Source organism: Massilia sp. UYP34, assembly GCF_056279385.1.
Window position 1 is genome coordinate 20,018 of the sequence record NZ_JBWBRF010000007.1, and the last position, 16,588, is coordinate 36,605.

Here is a 16,588-nt window from a genome sequence, read left to right on the forward strand (position 1 = left end):
TCGCGAACCCAATTTGGCAGGTGCTTTTCTCCGTCATTCGACGCCGCTCGGGCATGCCATCCTCATAGAGAAGCGGTCTGGAAATGAGCGCAGCGGACTAATCTGTAGTAAAATTTCAGATACTAAATTCAGGAAGGAACGAACATGGCGCTCCACCCCGTAGTAGAACAGGTCACTCACCGCATCATTCAGCGCAGCAAGCGCTCGCGCGCAGCCTATCTCGAGCATCTGGAAGCCGCCCGCATCAAGGGCGTCCAGCGCGGCGCGCTGTCGTGCACCAACCTGGCCCACGGCTTTGCCGCCTTCCCGGCCAGCGACAAGCTGAAGCTGCGCGAGCACAAGGACCCGTCGGTCGCCATCGTTTCTTCCTACAACGATATGCTGTCGGCGCACCAGCCGTTCGAGTATTTCCCGAAAGTGATCAAGGAAGCCGTGCGCGAAGTCGGCGCCGTGGCCCAGTTCGCCAGCGGCGTGCCGGCCATGTGCGATGGCGTGACGCAAGGCCAGCCGGGCATGGAGCTGTCGCTGTTCTCGCGCGACGCCATCGCCATGGCGACCGCGGTCGGCCTGTCGCACAATATGTTCGACGCCGCCCTGTACCTGGGCATCTGCGACAAGATCGTGCCGGGCCTGCTCATCGGCGCGCTGCACTTCGGCCACATCCCGGGCATCTTCGTGCCGGGCGGCCCGATGACCACCGGCATCTCGAACAAGGAAAAAGCCGCGATCCGCCAGCGCTACGCCAAGGGCGAGGCCACCCGCGAAGAGCTGCTCGAAGGCGAGTCGGCGTCGTACCACGGCGCCGGCACCTGTACCTTCTACGGCACCGCCAACAGCAACCAGATGCTGATGGAAGTCATGGGCCTGCACTTGCCGGGCTCGGCCTTCATCACGCCGGGCACGCCGCTGCGCGATGCGCTCACCGCCGCCGCGGCGCAGCGTGCGGTCGCGATTTCGCAGCAGGGCGGCGATTACATGCCGATCGGCCACATCGTCGACGAGAAAAGCATCGTCAACGCCATCGCCGCGCTGCACGCCACCGGCGGCTCGACCAACCACACGCTGCACCTGGTGGCCATCGCGCGCGCGGCCGGCATCGTGATCGACTGGAACGATTTCGACGAGATGTCGAAAGTGGTGCCGCTGCTCACCCGCATCTATCCGAACGGCGATGCCGACGTGAATCACTTCCAGGCCGCGGGCGGCCCGGGCTTCGTGATCCGCGAGCTGCTCGACGCCGGCCTGGCGCACGAGGACGTCAACACCATCCTCGGCCACGGCTTGCGCAATCACTGCAAAGAGCCGTTCCTGGGCGAAGACGGCAAGGTCGTGTTCCGCGACGCCGCTTTGGAAAGCGGCGACGAGAACGTGCTGCGTCCGGCCACCAACCCGTTCAACAACAACGGCGGCATGGTGCTGGTGAAGGGCAACCTGGGCCGCGCGGTGATGAAAGTCTCGGCGGTCAAGAAAGAACACTACACGGTCGAAGCGCCGGCACTGACGTTCGACTCGCAGGAAGCCTTCATGCACGCCTATAAAGACGGCAAGCTGAACCGCGACTTCGTGGCCGTGATCCGCTTCCAGGGCCCGCGCGCCAACGGCATGCCGGAACTGCACGCGCTGACCCCGGCGCTGGCCAATCTGCAGGATGCCGGCTACAAGGTCGCGATGGTCACCGACGGCCGCATGTCGGGCGCGTCCGGCAAGGTGCCGGCGGCGATCCACGTCTCGCCCGAGATCCTGGCCGGCGGCCCGCTCGGCCTGGTGCGCGACGGCGACCTGATCCGCGTCGACGCCAATGCCGGCACCATGGAAGCGCTGGTGCCGGACCACGTCTGGGCGCAGCGCAAGCAGGCGACGGCCGATCTGAGCTCGAGCCACATCGGCATGGGCCGCGAGCTGTTCTCCATGTTCCGCAACTCGATCAGCGCGGCGGAGGAGGGTGCCGCCACCTTCCCGCTGCCGTCGCCGAAACAGACCGTCGTGCCGCTGCACGAAGGCATCGATGCCGGCGAAATCATGCCCGGCTCCGACGAAGACCATCTTTTCAGGACCACCACGTGAGAGCCAACCAATGAGCCAACCAATGACCCTACTTGAGATCATGCGCTCGGCGAGCGTCATCCCCGTCATCGCCATCGACGACCCCGCCCACGCCGTGCCGTTGGCCAAGGCCCTGGTGGCGGGCGGCATCCGGGTGCTGGAAGTGACCCTGCGCACCGAGCACGGCCTTGGCGCGATCCGCGCCATGAGCCAGGTCGAAGGCGCCATCGTCGGCGTCGGCACGCTCACCCAGCCCGAAGAATTCGCCGCATCGCGCGACGCGGGCGCCGTGTTCGGCGTTTCGCCGGGCCTGACCCAGTCGCTGATCGACGCCGCCAGATCGAGCGGCCTGCCGCTGCTGCCGGGCGTGATGACGCCGTCCGAAGTGATGGCGGCGCGCGAGCAGGGATTCAGGCAGCTGAAGCTGTTCCCGGCGGTGCCGGCGGGCGGCGTCGGCATGCTCAACGCCATCGGCGGCCCGCTGCCGGACGTGACGTTCTGCCCGACCGGCGGCATCTCGATCGAGACCGCGCCGAAATTCCTGGCCTGCAAGAACGTGGCCTGCGTGGGCGGCTCGTGGCTGACCCCGAAGGACGCGATCGCGGCCGGCGACTGGGCGCACATCACCGAGCTGGCGAAAGCGGCGGCCGCGCTGCGCGCCTGAACATCGGGCTGCGCATCCGTCTGGGCATCGCGAGGGTCGCATGATGCAACTGCGCCTGCGCCCCCGCTTTCGCTCCATGAGCGAAGGCGAGATCGCGATGGCGTCGCTATTGTTCGGCGACGCCATCGACTACCGCCGGGTACGCGTGTACAACCGGCGCTACATGCCTTTCCAGCCGAAGAACTGCTGCATGACGCCCAACGGCAGCATGTACTTTCACCGTTCCTGTTTCCTGCCCGATTACACCCGGGGCGACCCGCCGGCGGTGCACTGGTATCTTCATGAGATGGTGCATGTTTGGCAGCATCAGCTTGGATACGCGGTGCGTCTACGCGGTGCAGTGCGTGTAGGCCTGCCATACCACTACGAACTGGAACCGGGTAAAACGCTTGCAGACTACAACATGGAGGCCCAGGGTGACCTGTTGGCGGATTACTTTGCGCTCAAGCACTTACGTGCTCCGGCAGCGATGCGCCAGCGGCGTTACGCGGGCAGTCTATTACTGTATGAAGAGGTGCTTGCGGGCTTCCTGGCCGATCCCGGCAGCGTGGCGAATCTGCCTCGTGATTGGGGCCGCTGCTTACTGGCGACGGTTCCGAAGTCTCAGGATGAGTGCCGTGGCGATGCCCGCCCCGATGGATGAAAGGACGATGATGTTCCCGACAGTCTCCACGTACATGCCCGTTGCAAACATGAGCATGGCGATGTAAACAAGCACGGCCGTTACGAAAGCGGCGGCAAGCGAGATGAGCGTGGTTTTCATTTGAAGGCTTCCAGCGTCGGGCAGTTGTAATGCAAGTGGGCATTGGAGCCGCCGGCAAACACAATCTCTTCCACGAACGACACGCAGTTGTTGGGTAAGAGTAGCCATTGCCATCGCTTGGACAGCAGTTCTTCCAGCTTTCGATGCGCCCCGAGTGGGTTACGGATGGGGACGGTCCAGCGGCGGATTTCATGCTTACCCCCTTCCTTCAGGTAGCGTTTGTATCCGGCTTCGTTCATGAATCGCGGTACTTCGTTGAACCCTGCCACGTGGAAGTACCAGCCAGTTCCGCCGATATGGAGCAGCGCATGACCGCAGAAGTTGATGCTGTCGCCGGACACGACGACGACACAGGTGTGATTGAAGTTTGACGGCTTGATGAAGCAGTTGTACATCATTTCGCCAATGTAGGCCGAAGGCTTGGGCTTGTTCGCGTTCGCTTGAATCGCGCTGTTCGTGGCCCTGCCCATTACAACACCTTGCCCACGATCTTGGGATGCTCGCGGCCTGGCATAGTCGTCTCCGTTCTTTGCTGGGGAAGTGACAACGATTCTTGACCGAACCTACTTGGAACGAATTGTCGCGGGTCAGCATTTCAACAGGGATAAGCATGGATCGCGGGGTGTGGACCACCGCAAGTGCACAAATTTCCATGCTTGTGGCTCATGGGTAGCAAAAACGTAGCGGAACGATATGAGGCGGTAAGTGCTCGATATCGTTCGTGGATGCGGCGACCATGCAGATGGTGGATCGCCGCGCCAGGTAGGGCAGGCCAGGGAGACTCAGGCGATCGCGGCTTCTTCCACTTCCACCGGCGCGGTGCGCCCGGCACGGGCAGGGGCCGGCTTGCGCACGACCAGCGCGTCGTCGCTTGGTGCGCGCCGGGCGTTGTGGACCGCGCTGCCGGCCGCATTCCCGTCGCCGACCTGGAACACGCTCACGATCTGCGCCAGCGCGGCCGCCTGTTCCTGCAGCGAGCCGGCCGCGGCCGCCGCTTCCTCCACCAGCGCGGCATTCTGCTGGGTCACGCCATCCATCTGGGTGATGGCTTCGTTGATCTGCTCGATGCCGACGGTCTGCTCGGCGCTGGCCGTGGCGATCTCGGACATGATGCCGGTCACGCGCGTGATGCCTTCGACGATTTCCTGCATGGTCGAACCGGCTTCATCGACCAGGCGGCCGCCGGCGTCGACCTTGGCCACCGAGTCGGCGATCAGGCCGCGGATCTCCTTGGCCGCGCCGGCCGAGCGCTGCGCCAGGTTGCGCACTTCGCTCGCCACCACCGCGAAGCCGCGGCCCTGCTCGCCGGCGCGCGCCGCTTCCACCGCGGCGTTGAGCGCCAGGATATTGGTCTGGAAGGCGATGCCGTCGATGACGGCGATGATGTCGCCGATCTTCTTCGACGATTCATTGATCGAGGCCATGGTCGACACTACCTTCGACACCACTTCGCCACCGTGCGCGGCGATCCGGGAAGCGTTCTTGGCCAGCACATTGGCCTGGCGCGCATTGTCGGCGTTCTGGCGCACGGTGCCGGTCAGTTCCTCCATCGACGAGGCGGTTTCTTCCAGCGCGCTGGCCTGCTGCTCGGTGCGCGACGACAGGTCGAGGTTGCCGCTGGCGATTTCCTGCGATGCGGTGACGATGGTCTCGGTGCCGCCGCGTACCGCGGTGACGGTCTTGAGCAGGCTGTCGTTCATGGTCTTGAGGGCCGCGAGGAGCTGGCCGACTTCATCGCGCGAGGCCACGTCGATGCGGGCGGTCAGGTCGCCGGCGGCGACCTGCCGGGCCAGTCCCACGGCCTGGCCCAGCGGCACCGTGATGCTGCGGGTGAGCAGCCAGCCGAACACGGCGCCGAGCGCGAGCGCGCCCACGCCGAGCGCCGTCAGCACCTGCCTGGCCGTGGCGTTGAGCGCGTCGATATTGGCCTGCGCCTCGGCCGACAACGATTCTTCGTAGGCGACGACCGCCTGGACCGCGGCGACGTACTTGTCGACCTCGGGCATCACCTTGTCGCGAAAGAAATCGTGGACTTCGGGGTGGCCTGCGCCCAGCGCCGCCTTGCGCTGGAAACCGTCGTCGCGCAAGCCGGTATAGCGGCTGCGCTGGCTGGCGACGGCGTCCATCAGCGCCTTGCCCTGGCTGGTGTCGACCATCGACGCGAGGCGCTTCTGCGTGACGCTCACGCCGGCGCTGGTCTTCTTCATCTCGGCATCGTAGTGCGCGTCCTCGGCCGGATCGGTGCTGGCGGCCTTGGCGCGGGTGCGCACCGCGTTGCCCTCGATGCCCCGCAACCACTGCTGGGCAAGGTTGACGCTGAGCGCAGCGTCGGCCATGACGGTCTTGGCCTCGGCGATGCGGTTGAGTTGCCACAGCGCGCTGACCAGCATCACGGCCACGAGGGCGAGAACGGCGGCGAATGCGCCGCCGAGCCGGATTCCGATCTTGAGGTTGCTGATTTTCATGGTGTCTCCTGTTCGAATGACGAGGTGGCCGGTCATCCCATACAAGGTCACCGGGTGATATTGCGTGAGATTTCAGTGCTCTGCATCAAGGATAAGCATGGATCGTGGGGTGTGGACCACCGGACGTCCACATATTCCCATAATCGTTGCTCTCAGGAAACACAAAGTTAACGGAACGATATGAGGCGGTAAGTGCTTGATATCGTTCGTGGGCACGGCGACCACGTAGCATGTGGGTCGCCGCGCCAGGTAGGGCAGGCCGGGGAGGATCAGGCGACCACGGCTTCTTCCGCTTCCGCCGGCGCGGTGCGCCCCGCACGGGCAGGGGCCGGCGTGCGCACGACCAGCGCATGGCCGCCTGGTGCGCGCCGGGCGCTGTGGACCGCGCTGCGGGCCGCATTCCCGTCGCCGACCTTGAACACGCTCACAATCTGCGCCAGCGCGGCCGCCTGTTCCTGCAGCGAGCCGGCCGCCGCAGCCGCTTCTTCCACCAGCGCGGCATTCTGCTGGGTCACACTGTCCATCTGGGTGATGGCTTCGTTGACCTGCTCGATGCCGACGGTCTGCTCGGCGCTGGCCGTGGCGATCTCGGACATGATGTCGGTCACGCGCGTGATGCCTTCGACGATTTCCTGCATGGTCGAACCGGCTTCATCGACCAGGCGGCCGCCGGCGTCGACCTTGGCCACCGAGTCGGCGATCAGGCCGCGGATCTCCTTGGCCGCGCCGGCCGAGCGCTGCGCCAGGTTGCGCACTTCGCTCGCCACCACCGCGAAGCCGCGGCCCTGCTCGCCGGCGCGCGCCGCTTCCACCGCGGCGTTGAGCGCCAGGATATTGGTCTGGAAGGCGATGCCGTCGATGACGGCGATGATGTCGCCGATCTTCTTCGACGATTCATTGATCGAGGCCATGGTCGACACCACCTGCGACACCACTTCGCCGCCATGCGCGGCGATCTGGGAAGCGTTCTTGGCCAGCACATTGGCCTGGCGCGCATTGTCGGCGTTCTGGCGCACGGTGCCGGTCAGTTCCTCCATCGATGAGGCGGTTTCTTCCAGCGAGCTGGCCTGCTGCTCGGTGCGCGACGACAGGTCGAGGTTGCCGCTGGCGATTTCCTGCGATGCGGTGACGATGGTCTCGGTGCCGCCGCGTACCGCGGTGACGGTCTTGAGCAGGCTGTCGTTCATGGTCTTGAGCGCCGCAATCAGGGCGCCGAGTTCGTCGCGCGAATCGACGTGGATGTCGGCGGTCAGGTCGCCCGAGGCCACTTGCTGGGCCAGGCCGACGGCGTGCGCCAGCGGGCGGGTGATGCTGCGGGTGAGCAGCCAGCCGAATGCGGCGCCGATGGCGACCGCGGCGACGCCGATCAGGATCAGGGTGCGCTGCACCGATGCGCTGATGGCGTCGATGCTCGCGTTGGCATCGGCGGCCAGCTTTTCCTGGAAGTCGGCCAGCTTGCCGGCGGCCACGGTATACGCGCGCATCTCGGGCATCACCTTGGTATCGAGGAACGCCAGCAGTTCCGGATTGCCGGCCCCGAGTTCGGCCTTCATCTTGTAGGCCTGGTTGCGCGCCGCGCTGTACCTGGCGCGCTGTTCGACCAGCGCCGTCAGCAGCACCTTGCCGTCGGCGCTGACGATCACTTCTTCGAAGATTTTTTGCAGCTCGCCGGCGCGCTTGCTGATCGCCGTCATTCCCGCTTCGTAGGACTGCTCTTCGGCCGGGTCGGTGGCCCGGATTTTCGCCAACGCGCTGACGGCGTTGGTGACGATACCGGCGCGCATTTCCTGAGCCAGCTTGGCTTTCTCGGTGGCCGACGCCATCTCTGCCTTGGCGCTGGTGATGTCGTTCAGCTGCCAGAGGGCGGTGCCCAGCATGGCGACCATCATGGCCAGGATGACGGCAAAGGCGCCGCCTAGGCGAATGCCGATATTGAGATCGTTGATTTTCATGGTTTCCAGTTCCGAGAACAAAAGGCCGGCTTGCGACTTGTTAAATCGAGGAAGGTGACGTCAGAGAAACGTCATCGGGCCGGTCAAAAGTACACGTTGTAGCTGTGCCAGGGAAACCTAAAAGAGGTTTTTTACCTTTGATGTTGCGAACAGGAAACGAAATAATGTTTGGTTGCTAAAGTTTAATAAAAATTAGACATTAGAATTATCTGCATTAAATATATTCGGGCAGGTATTTATAGTGCCATCATATATATTGCATATATTTACTTTTAACAAATATTCGACAATTGATGACAAATGCGCGTGGGTTTCGCCGCTTTCATCAACGGCACCAGATTACACCGCGCAGAGTTTTCGCAGGTCGGTGTCCGACCTGCCTGGCGAATGCGGACTGCATGATCGTGGCATGCAGTTGTCAATGAGCGCCCCTGTTTTTTCGGAGAATGGGGCCTGGTAATCCGCTAAAATGGCGGATTCCCTTTCCTCTACCAACCGCATCATGACTCAAGACGAACTGAAACAAGCAGTGGCGCGCGCCGCCATCGATTACGTGGTCGACGGTGAAATCATCGGCGTCGGCACCGGCTCGACCGCCAATTTCTTCATCGATGAACTGGCCAAGATCAAGGACCGCATCAAGGGCACCGTGGCCTCGTCCGAAGCCACCGCCGCCCGCCTGCGCGGCCACGGCATTCCGGTGTTCGACCTGAACGACGTCGAGTCGATGGCCGTCTACATCGACGGCGCCGACGAGATCAACGCGCAAGGCGCGATGATCAAGGGCGGCGGCGCGGCGCTCACGCGCGAGAAGATCGTGGCGTCGGTGTCGAAGAAGTTCGTCTGCATCGCCGACGGTTCGAAGCTGGTCGACACGCTGGGCAAGTTCCCGCTGCCGGTCGAGGTGATCCCGATGGCGCGTGCGGTCGTGATGCGCAAGTTGGCGGCGCTTGGCGGCCAGCCGACGCTGCGCCTCAAGCCCGGCACCGACCAGCCTTTCATCACCGACAACGGCGGTGAGCTGATCGACGTGGCCGGCCTGTCGATCACCGACCCGGTGGCGCTGGAAGAGACGATCAACCAGATCACCGGCGTGATCGCCGTGGGCCTGTTCGCCAGGGCCGGCGCCGACGTCTGCCTGCTGGGCACGGCCGACGGCGTCAAGACCCTTTCGCTCTGAGGGCGGCCATGAAGCGCGCGTGGATTGCGGCGGCCGTCCTGCTGGGCGGTTGTTCGGTCGTTGGCAGCGGGGTGGATCTGTCGGAGCCGGCCGTGACGCGGTCGCCCGACGTCGTCGAGATCCAGCGCGTGCCTTTCAAGGTCGGTGTGTCGTCGACCACGGTCGAGAAACTGGCCAGGGAGCAGGCCTGTGCCAGCGAGCAGGGCGCGGGCCTGATCACCGATCCGGGGCCGATCGAGGTCTACCGGATGCACTGCCAGGATGGCAAGGTGTTCATGGCGCGCTGTGAATTGCGTCAGTGCCGGAAGATGTGAATCCGGGGCCTGTAAACGTCATTCCTGCCACTGGCAGAAATGACTTCCCGCGAAGGCGGGAATCCAAGTTCTCCGGTGTTCCACTATGATTGAATCAAGTGGTCTGCGGATGACTTGGATTCCCGCCTGCGCGGGAATGACGTGCTTGCCGCAGTGGTGCTGAACTGATTACGCCGGCGGTGGCACGTAGCCCATCGCCTGGTCGGCGCCTTCGCCGAAGAAATGCTTCTCCAGCTGCGTCGCCAGGTACTTGCGCGCGCGGTCGTCGGCCAGGTTCAGGCGGTTTTCGTTGATCAGCATCGTTTGATGCTTGAGCCATTGCTGCCATGCCTCTTTCGAGACCGACATATACAGCTTCTTGCCCATCTCGCCTGGGACAGGCGGGAAATCCAGGCCTTCGGCTTCCTTGTTCAGTTTGATGCAGTGGACGGTGCGGGCCATTGTGTGCTCCTGTTATGCGTTTTCCGGGTAAGACCGCTATTATAAGGTCTTGATCAGGACCTGTGACCTGCGCTGCCAGTTGTACATGTGTTGCCGGTCCTTTGGCAGGTCGTCCACCGTGGCCGGCACGAAGCCGCGCTTCTTGAACCAGTGCGACGTACGCGTGGTCAGCACGAACAGCTTGCTCAATCCCGCCGCGCGGGCGCGGTTTTCCATGTGCTTGAGAATGCGCTCGCCATCGCCCTGGGTCTGCGCATCGGGGCTCACCGTCAGGCAGGCCATCTCGCCCATCTTCGACTCGGGGAAGGGATACAGCGCCGCGCAGCCGAAGATCACGCCGTCGTGGTCGATCACCGAGAACTGGTCGATCTCGCGCTCGATCAGCTCGCGGCCGCGGTAGACCAGGGTGCCATCGGCCTCCAGTGGCTCGATGAGCTTGATAATTCCGCCGACGTCCTCAATTGTGGCCTGGCGCAGGCTTTCCAGGTTCTCGTGGCTGATCATGGTGCCCACGCCGTCGTGGGTGAACACCTCGAGCAGGGCCGAACCGTCCATCTCGTAGGGGATGATGTGGGCGCGGTCGACGCCGGCGTTGCAGGCCTTGATCGCGTGCTGCAGGTAGAAAGCGGCGGAGTCGGACAGGAAGCCCGCCTGCAGCACGGCTTCGGCCATATGCGACGACAATTCGCGCAGTTCGGCGCCGCCGGCATCCTTCATCATCGGCGATTCGGTGATGAAGATCAGCTTGTCGGCGTGCAGGGCGATCGCGGCCGACGCGGCCACGTCTTCCATGGTCAGGTTGAAGATCTCGCCGGTCGGCGAGAAGCCCAGCGGCGACAGCAGCACCAGGTTGTCCTCGGTCTGCAGGATCGGGTGGATTTTTTCGGCGGCGATCTTGCGGGTGACGCCGGTGAGTTCGAAGTCGATGCCGTCGATCACGCCCAGCGGGCGGGCCACCACGAAGTTGCCCGAGACGATGCTGATCTGGGCGTTCGACATCGGCGTGTTGGGCAGGCCCTGGCTGAAGGCGGCCTCGATATCGAGGCGCAGTTCGCCGGCGGCTTCCTTCGCGCATTCCAGCGCGGCGGTGTCGGTGATGCGCACGCCATTGTGGAAACGGCCCTCGACGTTGCGCAGCGCCAGCTGCTCGGCCACCTGCGGTCGCGATCCGTGCACCAGCACGATGCGGATGCCAAGGCCGACCAGCAGCGACAAGTCTTGCGCCAGCACCGGCAGGGCGCCCGAAGCAACCAGTTCGCCCGGGAAGGCGACCACGAAGGTCTTGCCTCCGAAGGCGTGAATATACGGCGCGACCGAGCGCAGCCACTGGACGAATTGGGTAGGAGTTTCCATTTGCCGCATTATAATTCGCTGCGCGTTGTGCGCACCAAATCCTTGTAAAAATCAATGTCTGATCAGAGTAACAAGCCTTCGCCACAGCCGGCGCCCAGCGCCAATGCCACCTCCGCCCTCCGTCGTCCCCGTCGTGCGCCGGGCGAGCGCGGTGAACCGCGTCCACGCCAGGAGCGTGCGCCGCGCGAAGAAGCGCCGGTGGCGCGGCTTGTGCCACGCAATCCGCTGCCCCCGATTACCTTTCCCGAAGACCTGCCGGTGTCGGGCCGGCGCGCCGAGATCGCGCAAGCCATTCTCGAGAACCAGGTGGTCATCGTCTCGGGCGAGACCGGTTCGGGCAAGACGACGCAGCTGCCGAAGATCTGCCTGGAACTGGGGCGGGGAAGCAGTGGCCTGATCGGCCACACGCAGCCGCGCCGGATCGCGGCCTCGTCGACCGCCAAGCGCATCGCGCAGGAACTCGGTTCGCCGCTGGGCGAGCACGTGGGCTTCAAGGTGCGCTTCAACGACACCCTGCAAAAGGGCGCCTCGGTCAAGCTGATGACCGACGGTATCCTGCTGGCCGAGACCCAGACCGATCCGCTGCTGCGCAACTACGACACGATCATCATCGACGAGGCGCACGAGCGCAGCCTGAACATCGACTTCCTGCTCGGCTACCTCAAGCAGCTGCTGCCGCGCCGGCCCGATCTGAAAGTGATCATCACCTCGGCGACGATCGACGCCGAGCGCTTCGCGCGGCACTTCGCCGCCAACGACAAGCCGGCGCCGGTGATCGAGGTCTCGGGCCGCCTGTACCAGGTCGAGGTGCGTTACCGCCCGATCGACCGCGATCCCGTCGCGGGCGCCGCCGCCGTCGATCCGACCAAGCCGCTGCCGAAGGCCCAGGCCGCGCGCGAGAAGCGCGACCTGATGGATGGCGTGGTCGACGCGGTCGATGAGCTGTGCCGCATCGGCTCGGGCGACGTGCTGGTGTTCCTGCCGGGCGAGCGCGAGATCCGCGATTGCGCCGAGGCGCTGCGCAAGCACCATCCGCCGCACGTCGACATCCTGCCGTTGTTCGCGCGCCTGTCGGTCGAGGAGCAGGACCGCGTGTTCCGCCCGAGCGGCAACGCGCGCCGCATCGTCCTGGCCACCAACGTGGCCGAGACGTCGCTGACCGTGCCGGGCATCCGCTACGTGGTCGATACCGGCCTGGCGCGGGTCAAACGTTATAGCTTCAGGAACAAGGTCGAACAGCTGCAGGTCGAGCCGATCGCGCAATCGGCGGCCAACCAGCGCGCCGGCCGTTGCGGCCGCGTGGCCGACGGCGTCTGCATCCGATTGTTCGAGGAAGACGATTTCCTCAAGCGCCCCAGGTTCACCGAGCCGGAGATCCTGCGTTCGTCGCTGGCGGCCGTCATCCTGCGCATGAAGTCCCTGCGCCTGGCCGACGTCGAGACCTTCCCCTTCATCGAGGCGCCGCAGGGCCGCGCGATCGCCGACGGCTACCAGCTGCTGCAGGAAGTCGGCGCGGTCGACGACAGCAACGAGCTGACCCCGCTGGGCCGCAAGCTGGCCAAGCTGCCGCTCGACCCGCGCGTGGGCCGCATGATCCTGGCCGCGCTCGACAATCACTGCCTGACCGAGATGCTGATCGTGGCCTCGGCCCTGTCGACGCAAGACCCGCGCGACCGGCCGATCGAATACCAGCAGCAGGCCGACGAGAAGCACAAGAAGTTCGCGGACGAGAAATCCGAATTCCTCAGTTACCTGAAGATCTGGGCCTGGTTCGAGGACGCGATCGCGCACAAGAAGACCAATCGCCAGTTGCAGGACAACTGCCGCGCCAACTTCCTGTCGCAGCTGCGGTTGCGCGAGTGGCGCGATGTTCACTCACAGCTTTTGACGATCGTGCGCGAGCAGGGCTGGCGCCTGAACGACAGCCCCGCCACCTATGAACAGCTGCACCTGGCGCTGCTCACAGGTTTACTCGGCAATATCGGCTTCAAGTCCGAGGACGAGCAGGGCGGCGTGTATCTTGGCGCGCGCGGCATCAAGTTCCATATCTGGCCCGGCTCGACGCTCGGCAAGAAGGCGGGGCGCTGGGTGATGGCGGCCGAGCTGGTCGAGACCACGCGCCTGTACGCGCGCACCATCGCCCAGATCCAGCCCGAGTGGGTGGAGAAGATCGGCGGCCACCTGCTCAAGAAATCCTGGGGCGAGCCGCGCTGGGAAAAGAAACAGGCGCAGGTCACGGCGCTCGAGCGCGCGACCCTGTACGGCATCGTCATCTACGGCGGCCGGCGCATCAACTACGGCCAGCGCAATCCGGTCGAAGCGCGCGAGATCTTCATCCGCGACGCGCTGGTGGCGGGCGACTACGAGACGCGCCTGCCGTTCTACATCCACAACCACAAGCTGGTCAAGGACATCGAGAACCTCGAGCACAAGTCGCGCCGCCAGGACGTGCTGGTGGACGACCAGCTGATCGCGGCCTTCTACGACAAGGAGATCCCGCGCGACGTCGTCAATGGCGCCGGTTTCGAGAAGTGGTACAAGGACGAGGCAAGCGACAATCCGAAGCTGCTCTACCTGAACCGCGAAGAGCTGATGCGGCACGAGGCGGCCGGCGTCACCACCGAGCTGTTCCCGAAGACGATGGTCGTCACCGGCATCGAGATGGGCCTGACGTATCACTTCGAGCCGGGCAGCGTGCGCGACGGCGTCACGCTCGCCGTGCCGCTGTTCGCGCTGAACCAGATTCCGCAGGAGCGTCCGGCCTGGCTGGTGCCGGGCATGATCAAGGAAAAGGTGCACCTGCTGCTCAAATCGCTGCCGCAGAAGCTGCGCCGCCACTGCGTGCCGTTGCCGGAATACGCGGCCAGGTTCGTGGACCGCATCCATGCGGCGAACGCCTTCGGGCGCGGCGACCTGGTCGACGTCCTGATCATGGACGTGCGCGCGCAGACCAGCGTGGCGGTGAAGACCGCCGACTTCAAGCTCGAGACCCTGCCGGCGCACATGTTCATGAACTTCAAGGTCATCGACGAGCATGGCCGCCAGCTGGACATGGGGCGCAATCTCTCGACGCTCCAGGCCGAGCTGGGCGGACAGGCGCGCCAGAGCTTCCAGAAGATGGCCGAAGCGACGCCCGCCGCGGCCAATGCGCGTGCGCAGGCGGCGCGGCCGGTGGCGCCTGCGCCGACGGCGCCGTCCGCGCCTGCCGGCAAAGGCAAGGGGGGCGCGCCGCAGACCGCGCCGGCCGCCGCGGTAGGGAAAGATGGGGCGCAAGCAGCGGCGCAAGAAGCGGCGCAAGAAGCGGCATCGGGCCGCCAGCACACGAATCTGACCGGCTGGACCTTCGGCGAGCTGCCCGAACTGCTGGAGATCAACCAGGGCAAGCTGACCCTGATCGGCTTCCCGGCGCTGGTCGACAAGGGCGCCTACTGCGACCTGGAAGTGTTCGACGATCCGAACGTGGCGGCGCGCACCCACCGCGTGGGCCTGCGCCGGCTGTTCGCGCTGCAGTTCAAGGAGCAGCTCAAGTTCGCCGAGAAGAATATTCCCGGCCTGCAGGGCATGGGCATGCAGTTCATGAACATCGGCTCGCAGGAAGACTTGCGCGACCAGATCGTGGCCAAGGCGATCGACATCGCCTGCCTGCAGGATCCGCTGCCGGTCGACGCCGCCTCGTTCAACCAGCGCCGTGACCAGGGCAAGGGCCGCATTGGCCTGCTCATCAACGAGGTGGCGCGCCTGGCCGGACAGGTGCTGGGCGAGTACCACGGCCTGCCCAAGCGCGTACAGGGCCTGCCGCCGGCCGTGGCGTCCGACATCCAGGCGCAGCTGCAGGCGCTGGTGCACAAGCGCTTCATCGCGGACAACGAATACAGCCAGCTGGCGCACTTCCCGCGCTACCTGAAGGCGATCAATGTGCGTCTCGAGAAGCTGCGCGGCAATCCCACGCGCGATGCGCAGCTGATGGCCGAGTGGCAGACCGCGGCCAGCCAGTTCCAGCGCACGCTCAAGAATATGGCGGGCAAGAACAACGACCCGCGCATGGTCGAGTTCAGGTGGATGCTCGAAGAGCTGCGGGTGTCGCTGTTCGCGCAGGAGCTGAGGACGCCGATGCCGGTGTCGGCCAAGCGGCTGCAGAAGGTGTGGGAGTCGATGCTGCGGTAAGCGATAAGCGGTAAGCGGTAAAGCGGTATCGCCTCGCTACTTTCTACTTCGCCCCGTACCCTGTTAAGGTCACGTCATTCCCGCGCAGGCGGGAATCCAGGTTTGCGTGCCAAACCACAAGATTTACCTTTAGTGGCAGCGCATGAGACTTGGATTCCCGCCTGCGCGGGAATGACGTATTGGGGCTGCGGGCTGAAATGATCGTCGTCGGCCAGCCCGGTCGCATTGCCGCGGCCAGCACAAATCCCTTGTTCTTTCGCACACCTGTGCTAAAGTGGGTGCATGAACACCACGGCCAAAAGCGAAGCCACCTACGCCACCATCCTCGATGCGGCGGTCGGGATGGCGTCGACCGAGGGCATCGGCCAGCTGTCGCTGGGCGAGCTGTCCAAGCGTACCGGCATCAGCAAGAGCGGCGTCTTCTCGCGCGTCGGCTCGCTCGAGGCCCTGCAGGCGGCCGTGCTGGACGAATACGATCGCCGCTTTTCCGAAGAGATCTTTTTGCCGGCGCTGGCCGCGCCGCGCGGCTTGCCGCGCCTGTCCCTGATGGTCAATCTGTGGCTCAGGAAGATCGCCGGCGAAACCGCGCGCGGCGCGTGTCTCTACACTGCGGGCGCTTTCGAATTCGACGACATTCCCGTGCCGCATCCGCTGCGCGAGCGCATCGAGGCGGGCGTACTGCGCTGGCGCGCAACGCTGCGCAAGACGGTGCTGCAGGCGATGGATGCAGGGCATCTGCGGCCCGACACCGAACCCGAACAGCTGGTGTTCGAGATCTACAGTCTCGTGATCGGCGTGATGCACGACGCGCGCTTCCTGCACGACGCAGACGCGCCCAGGCGGGCGCAGCGGGCGTTCAACCGCCTGATCTCCACCTACAGGAGCTTCAGTGACCTCGAATGAGGGGCACCTCGAAAAACCTGCTGCGCGTTGCATTTTCGGTCTGCGATGCTCGCTGTACGCAGGTACAGCTGCGCTTCTCGACCGAAACTGCTGCCGCTCGCGACGGTTTTTCGAGGCGCCCTGAGGTCGGGCCGGGAGGGCCTCATCCTCCCTTTTTTTGCACTAATTTCGCATGACTGTGCGAAAGCGTGCTGTGCATAAGGAGTCGATCATGTCTGGATGGTGGTTGCTGGTGATGTCCCTGGCCGGACTGGCAGGGTATGTGGTGCGCGACGTGCTGCGTGGGCTTCCCCGGTCGAACGAGGATTTCGTGTTCTGCTGACGAAGCGGCGTTGTGGCGTAGACA

The 16,588-nt window shown here is 64.6% G+C and carries 12 protein-coding genes; 7 read left to right on the plus strand and 5 right to left on the minus strand.

What is annotated here, in order from left to right; genetic code table 11:
- The first annotated feature begins 144 nt into the window (after window positions 1–144).
- The 3 genes from edd to ACZ9AQ_RS13175 are packed head-to-tail and all read left to right on the plus strand — an operon-like array spanning window position 145 to window position 3,350.
- On the plus strand, window positions 145–2,064 hold the full coding sequence (edd, locus tag ACZ9AQ_RS13165) for a phosphogluconate dehydratase (RefSeq protein ID WP_429203725.1): 1,920 nt from the start codon (window positions 145–147) through the stop codon (window positions 2,062–2,064).
- Window positions 2,065–2,086: 22 nt separating this feature from the next.
- The gene (gene eda / locus ACZ9AQ_RS13170) at window positions 2,087–2,707 is read left to right on the plus strand and encodes a bifunctional 4-hydroxy-2-oxoglutarate aldolase/2-dehydro-3-deoxy-phosphogluconate aldolase (protein ID WP_429203726.1); all 621 of its coding nucleotides are present in this window, start codon (window positions 2,087–2,089) and stop codon (window positions 2,705–2,707) included.
- Window positions 2,708–2,747: 40 nt separating this feature from the next.
- Entirely contained in the window at window positions 2,748–3,350 is a 603-nt protein-coding gene (locus ACZ9AQ_RS13175; RefSeq protein ID WP_429203727.1) for a Rhs element Vgr protein, read from the plus strand.
- Window positions 3,351–3,466: 116 nt separating this feature from the next.
- Here ACZ9AQ_RS13175 and ACZ9AQ_RS13180 read toward each other — a convergent pair whose 3' ends face one another.
- From ACZ9AQ_RS13180 to ACZ9AQ_RS13190, 3 genes are all read right to left on the minus strand, one after another.
- Window positions 3,467–3,940 (minus strand): hypothetical protein, encoded by a 474-nt coding sequence (locus tag ACZ9AQ_RS13180; RefSeq protein WP_429203728.1) that lies wholly within the window; start codon window positions 3,938–3,940, stop codon window positions 3,467–3,469.
- Window positions 3,941–4,252: 312 nt separating this feature from the next.
- Window positions 4,253–5,935 (minus strand): methyl-accepting chemotaxis protein, encoded by a 1,683-nt coding sequence (locus tag ACZ9AQ_RS13185; RefSeq protein ID WP_429203729.1) that lies wholly within the window; start codon window positions 5,933–5,935, stop codon window positions 4,253–4,255.
- A gap of 269 nt (window positions 5,936–6,204) precedes the next feature.
- Window positions 6,205–7,887, minus strand: a complete 1,683-nt coding sequence (locus tag ACZ9AQ_RS13190) for a methyl-accepting chemotaxis protein (RefSeq protein WP_429203730.1) — start codon at window positions 7,885–7,887, stop codon at window positions 6,205–6,207.
- A 502-nt stretch (window positions 7,888–8,389) separates the two neighbouring features.
- Between ACZ9AQ_RS13190 and rpiA the strand changes: the two genes are divergently transcribed.
- Both rpiA and ACZ9AQ_RS13200 read left to right on the plus strand, forming a co-directional pair.
- Window positions 8,390–9,067: a ribose-5-phosphate isomerase RpiA gene (gene rpiA / locus ACZ9AQ_RS13195; RefSeq protein WP_429203731.1), complete on the plus strand. Its 678-nt coding sequence runs from the start codon at window positions 8,390–8,392 to the stop codon at window positions 9,065–9,067.
- 8 nt (window positions 9,068–9,075) lie between these two features.
- On the plus strand, window positions 9,076–9,381 hold the full coding sequence (locus tag ACZ9AQ_RS13200; RefSeq protein WP_429203732.1) for a hypothetical protein: 306 nt from the start codon (window positions 9,076–9,078) through the stop codon (window positions 9,379–9,381).
- A 168-nt stretch (window positions 9,382–9,549) separates the two neighbouring features.
- Here the strand turns inward: ACZ9AQ_RS13200 and ACZ9AQ_RS13205 are convergent, their stop codons facing one another.
- Together ACZ9AQ_RS13205 and argA are read right to left on the minus strand one after the other, a co-directional pair.
- Window positions 9,550–9,822 carry an oxidative damage protection protein gene (locus ACZ9AQ_RS13205; RefSeq protein ID WP_429203733.1) on the minus strand — a complete coding sequence of 91 codons (273 nt, stop codon included), beginning with the start codon at window positions 9,820–9,822 and terminating at the stop codon, window positions 9,550–9,552.
- Window positions 9,823–9,861: 39 nt separating this feature from the next.
- On the minus strand, window positions 9,862–11,175 hold the full coding sequence (gene argA / locus ACZ9AQ_RS13210; RefSeq protein ID WP_429203734.1) for an amino-acid N-acetyltransferase: 1,314 nt from the start codon (window positions 11,173–11,175) through the stop codon (window positions 9,862–9,864).
- Between the two features lie 54 nt (window positions 11,176–11,229).
- On the opposite strand from argA, the gene hrpA reads away from it, so the two are divergent.
- Together hrpA and ACZ9AQ_RS13220 are read left to right on the plus strand one after the other, a co-directional pair.
- Window positions 11,230–15,339: an ATP-dependent RNA helicase HrpA gene (gene hrpA, locus ACZ9AQ_RS13215; RefSeq protein WP_429203735.1), complete on the plus strand. Its 4,110-nt coding sequence runs from the start codon at window positions 11,230–11,232 to the stop codon at window positions 15,337–15,339.
- A gap of 282 nt (window positions 15,340–15,621) precedes the next feature.
- Window positions 15,622–16,242, plus strand: coding sequence for a TetR/AcrR family transcriptional regulator (locus ACZ9AQ_RS13220; RefSeq protein WP_429203736.1), 621 nt, complete (start codon window positions 15,622–15,624; stop codon window positions 16,240–16,242).
- Window positions 16,243–16,588 lie beyond the last annotated feature (346 nt).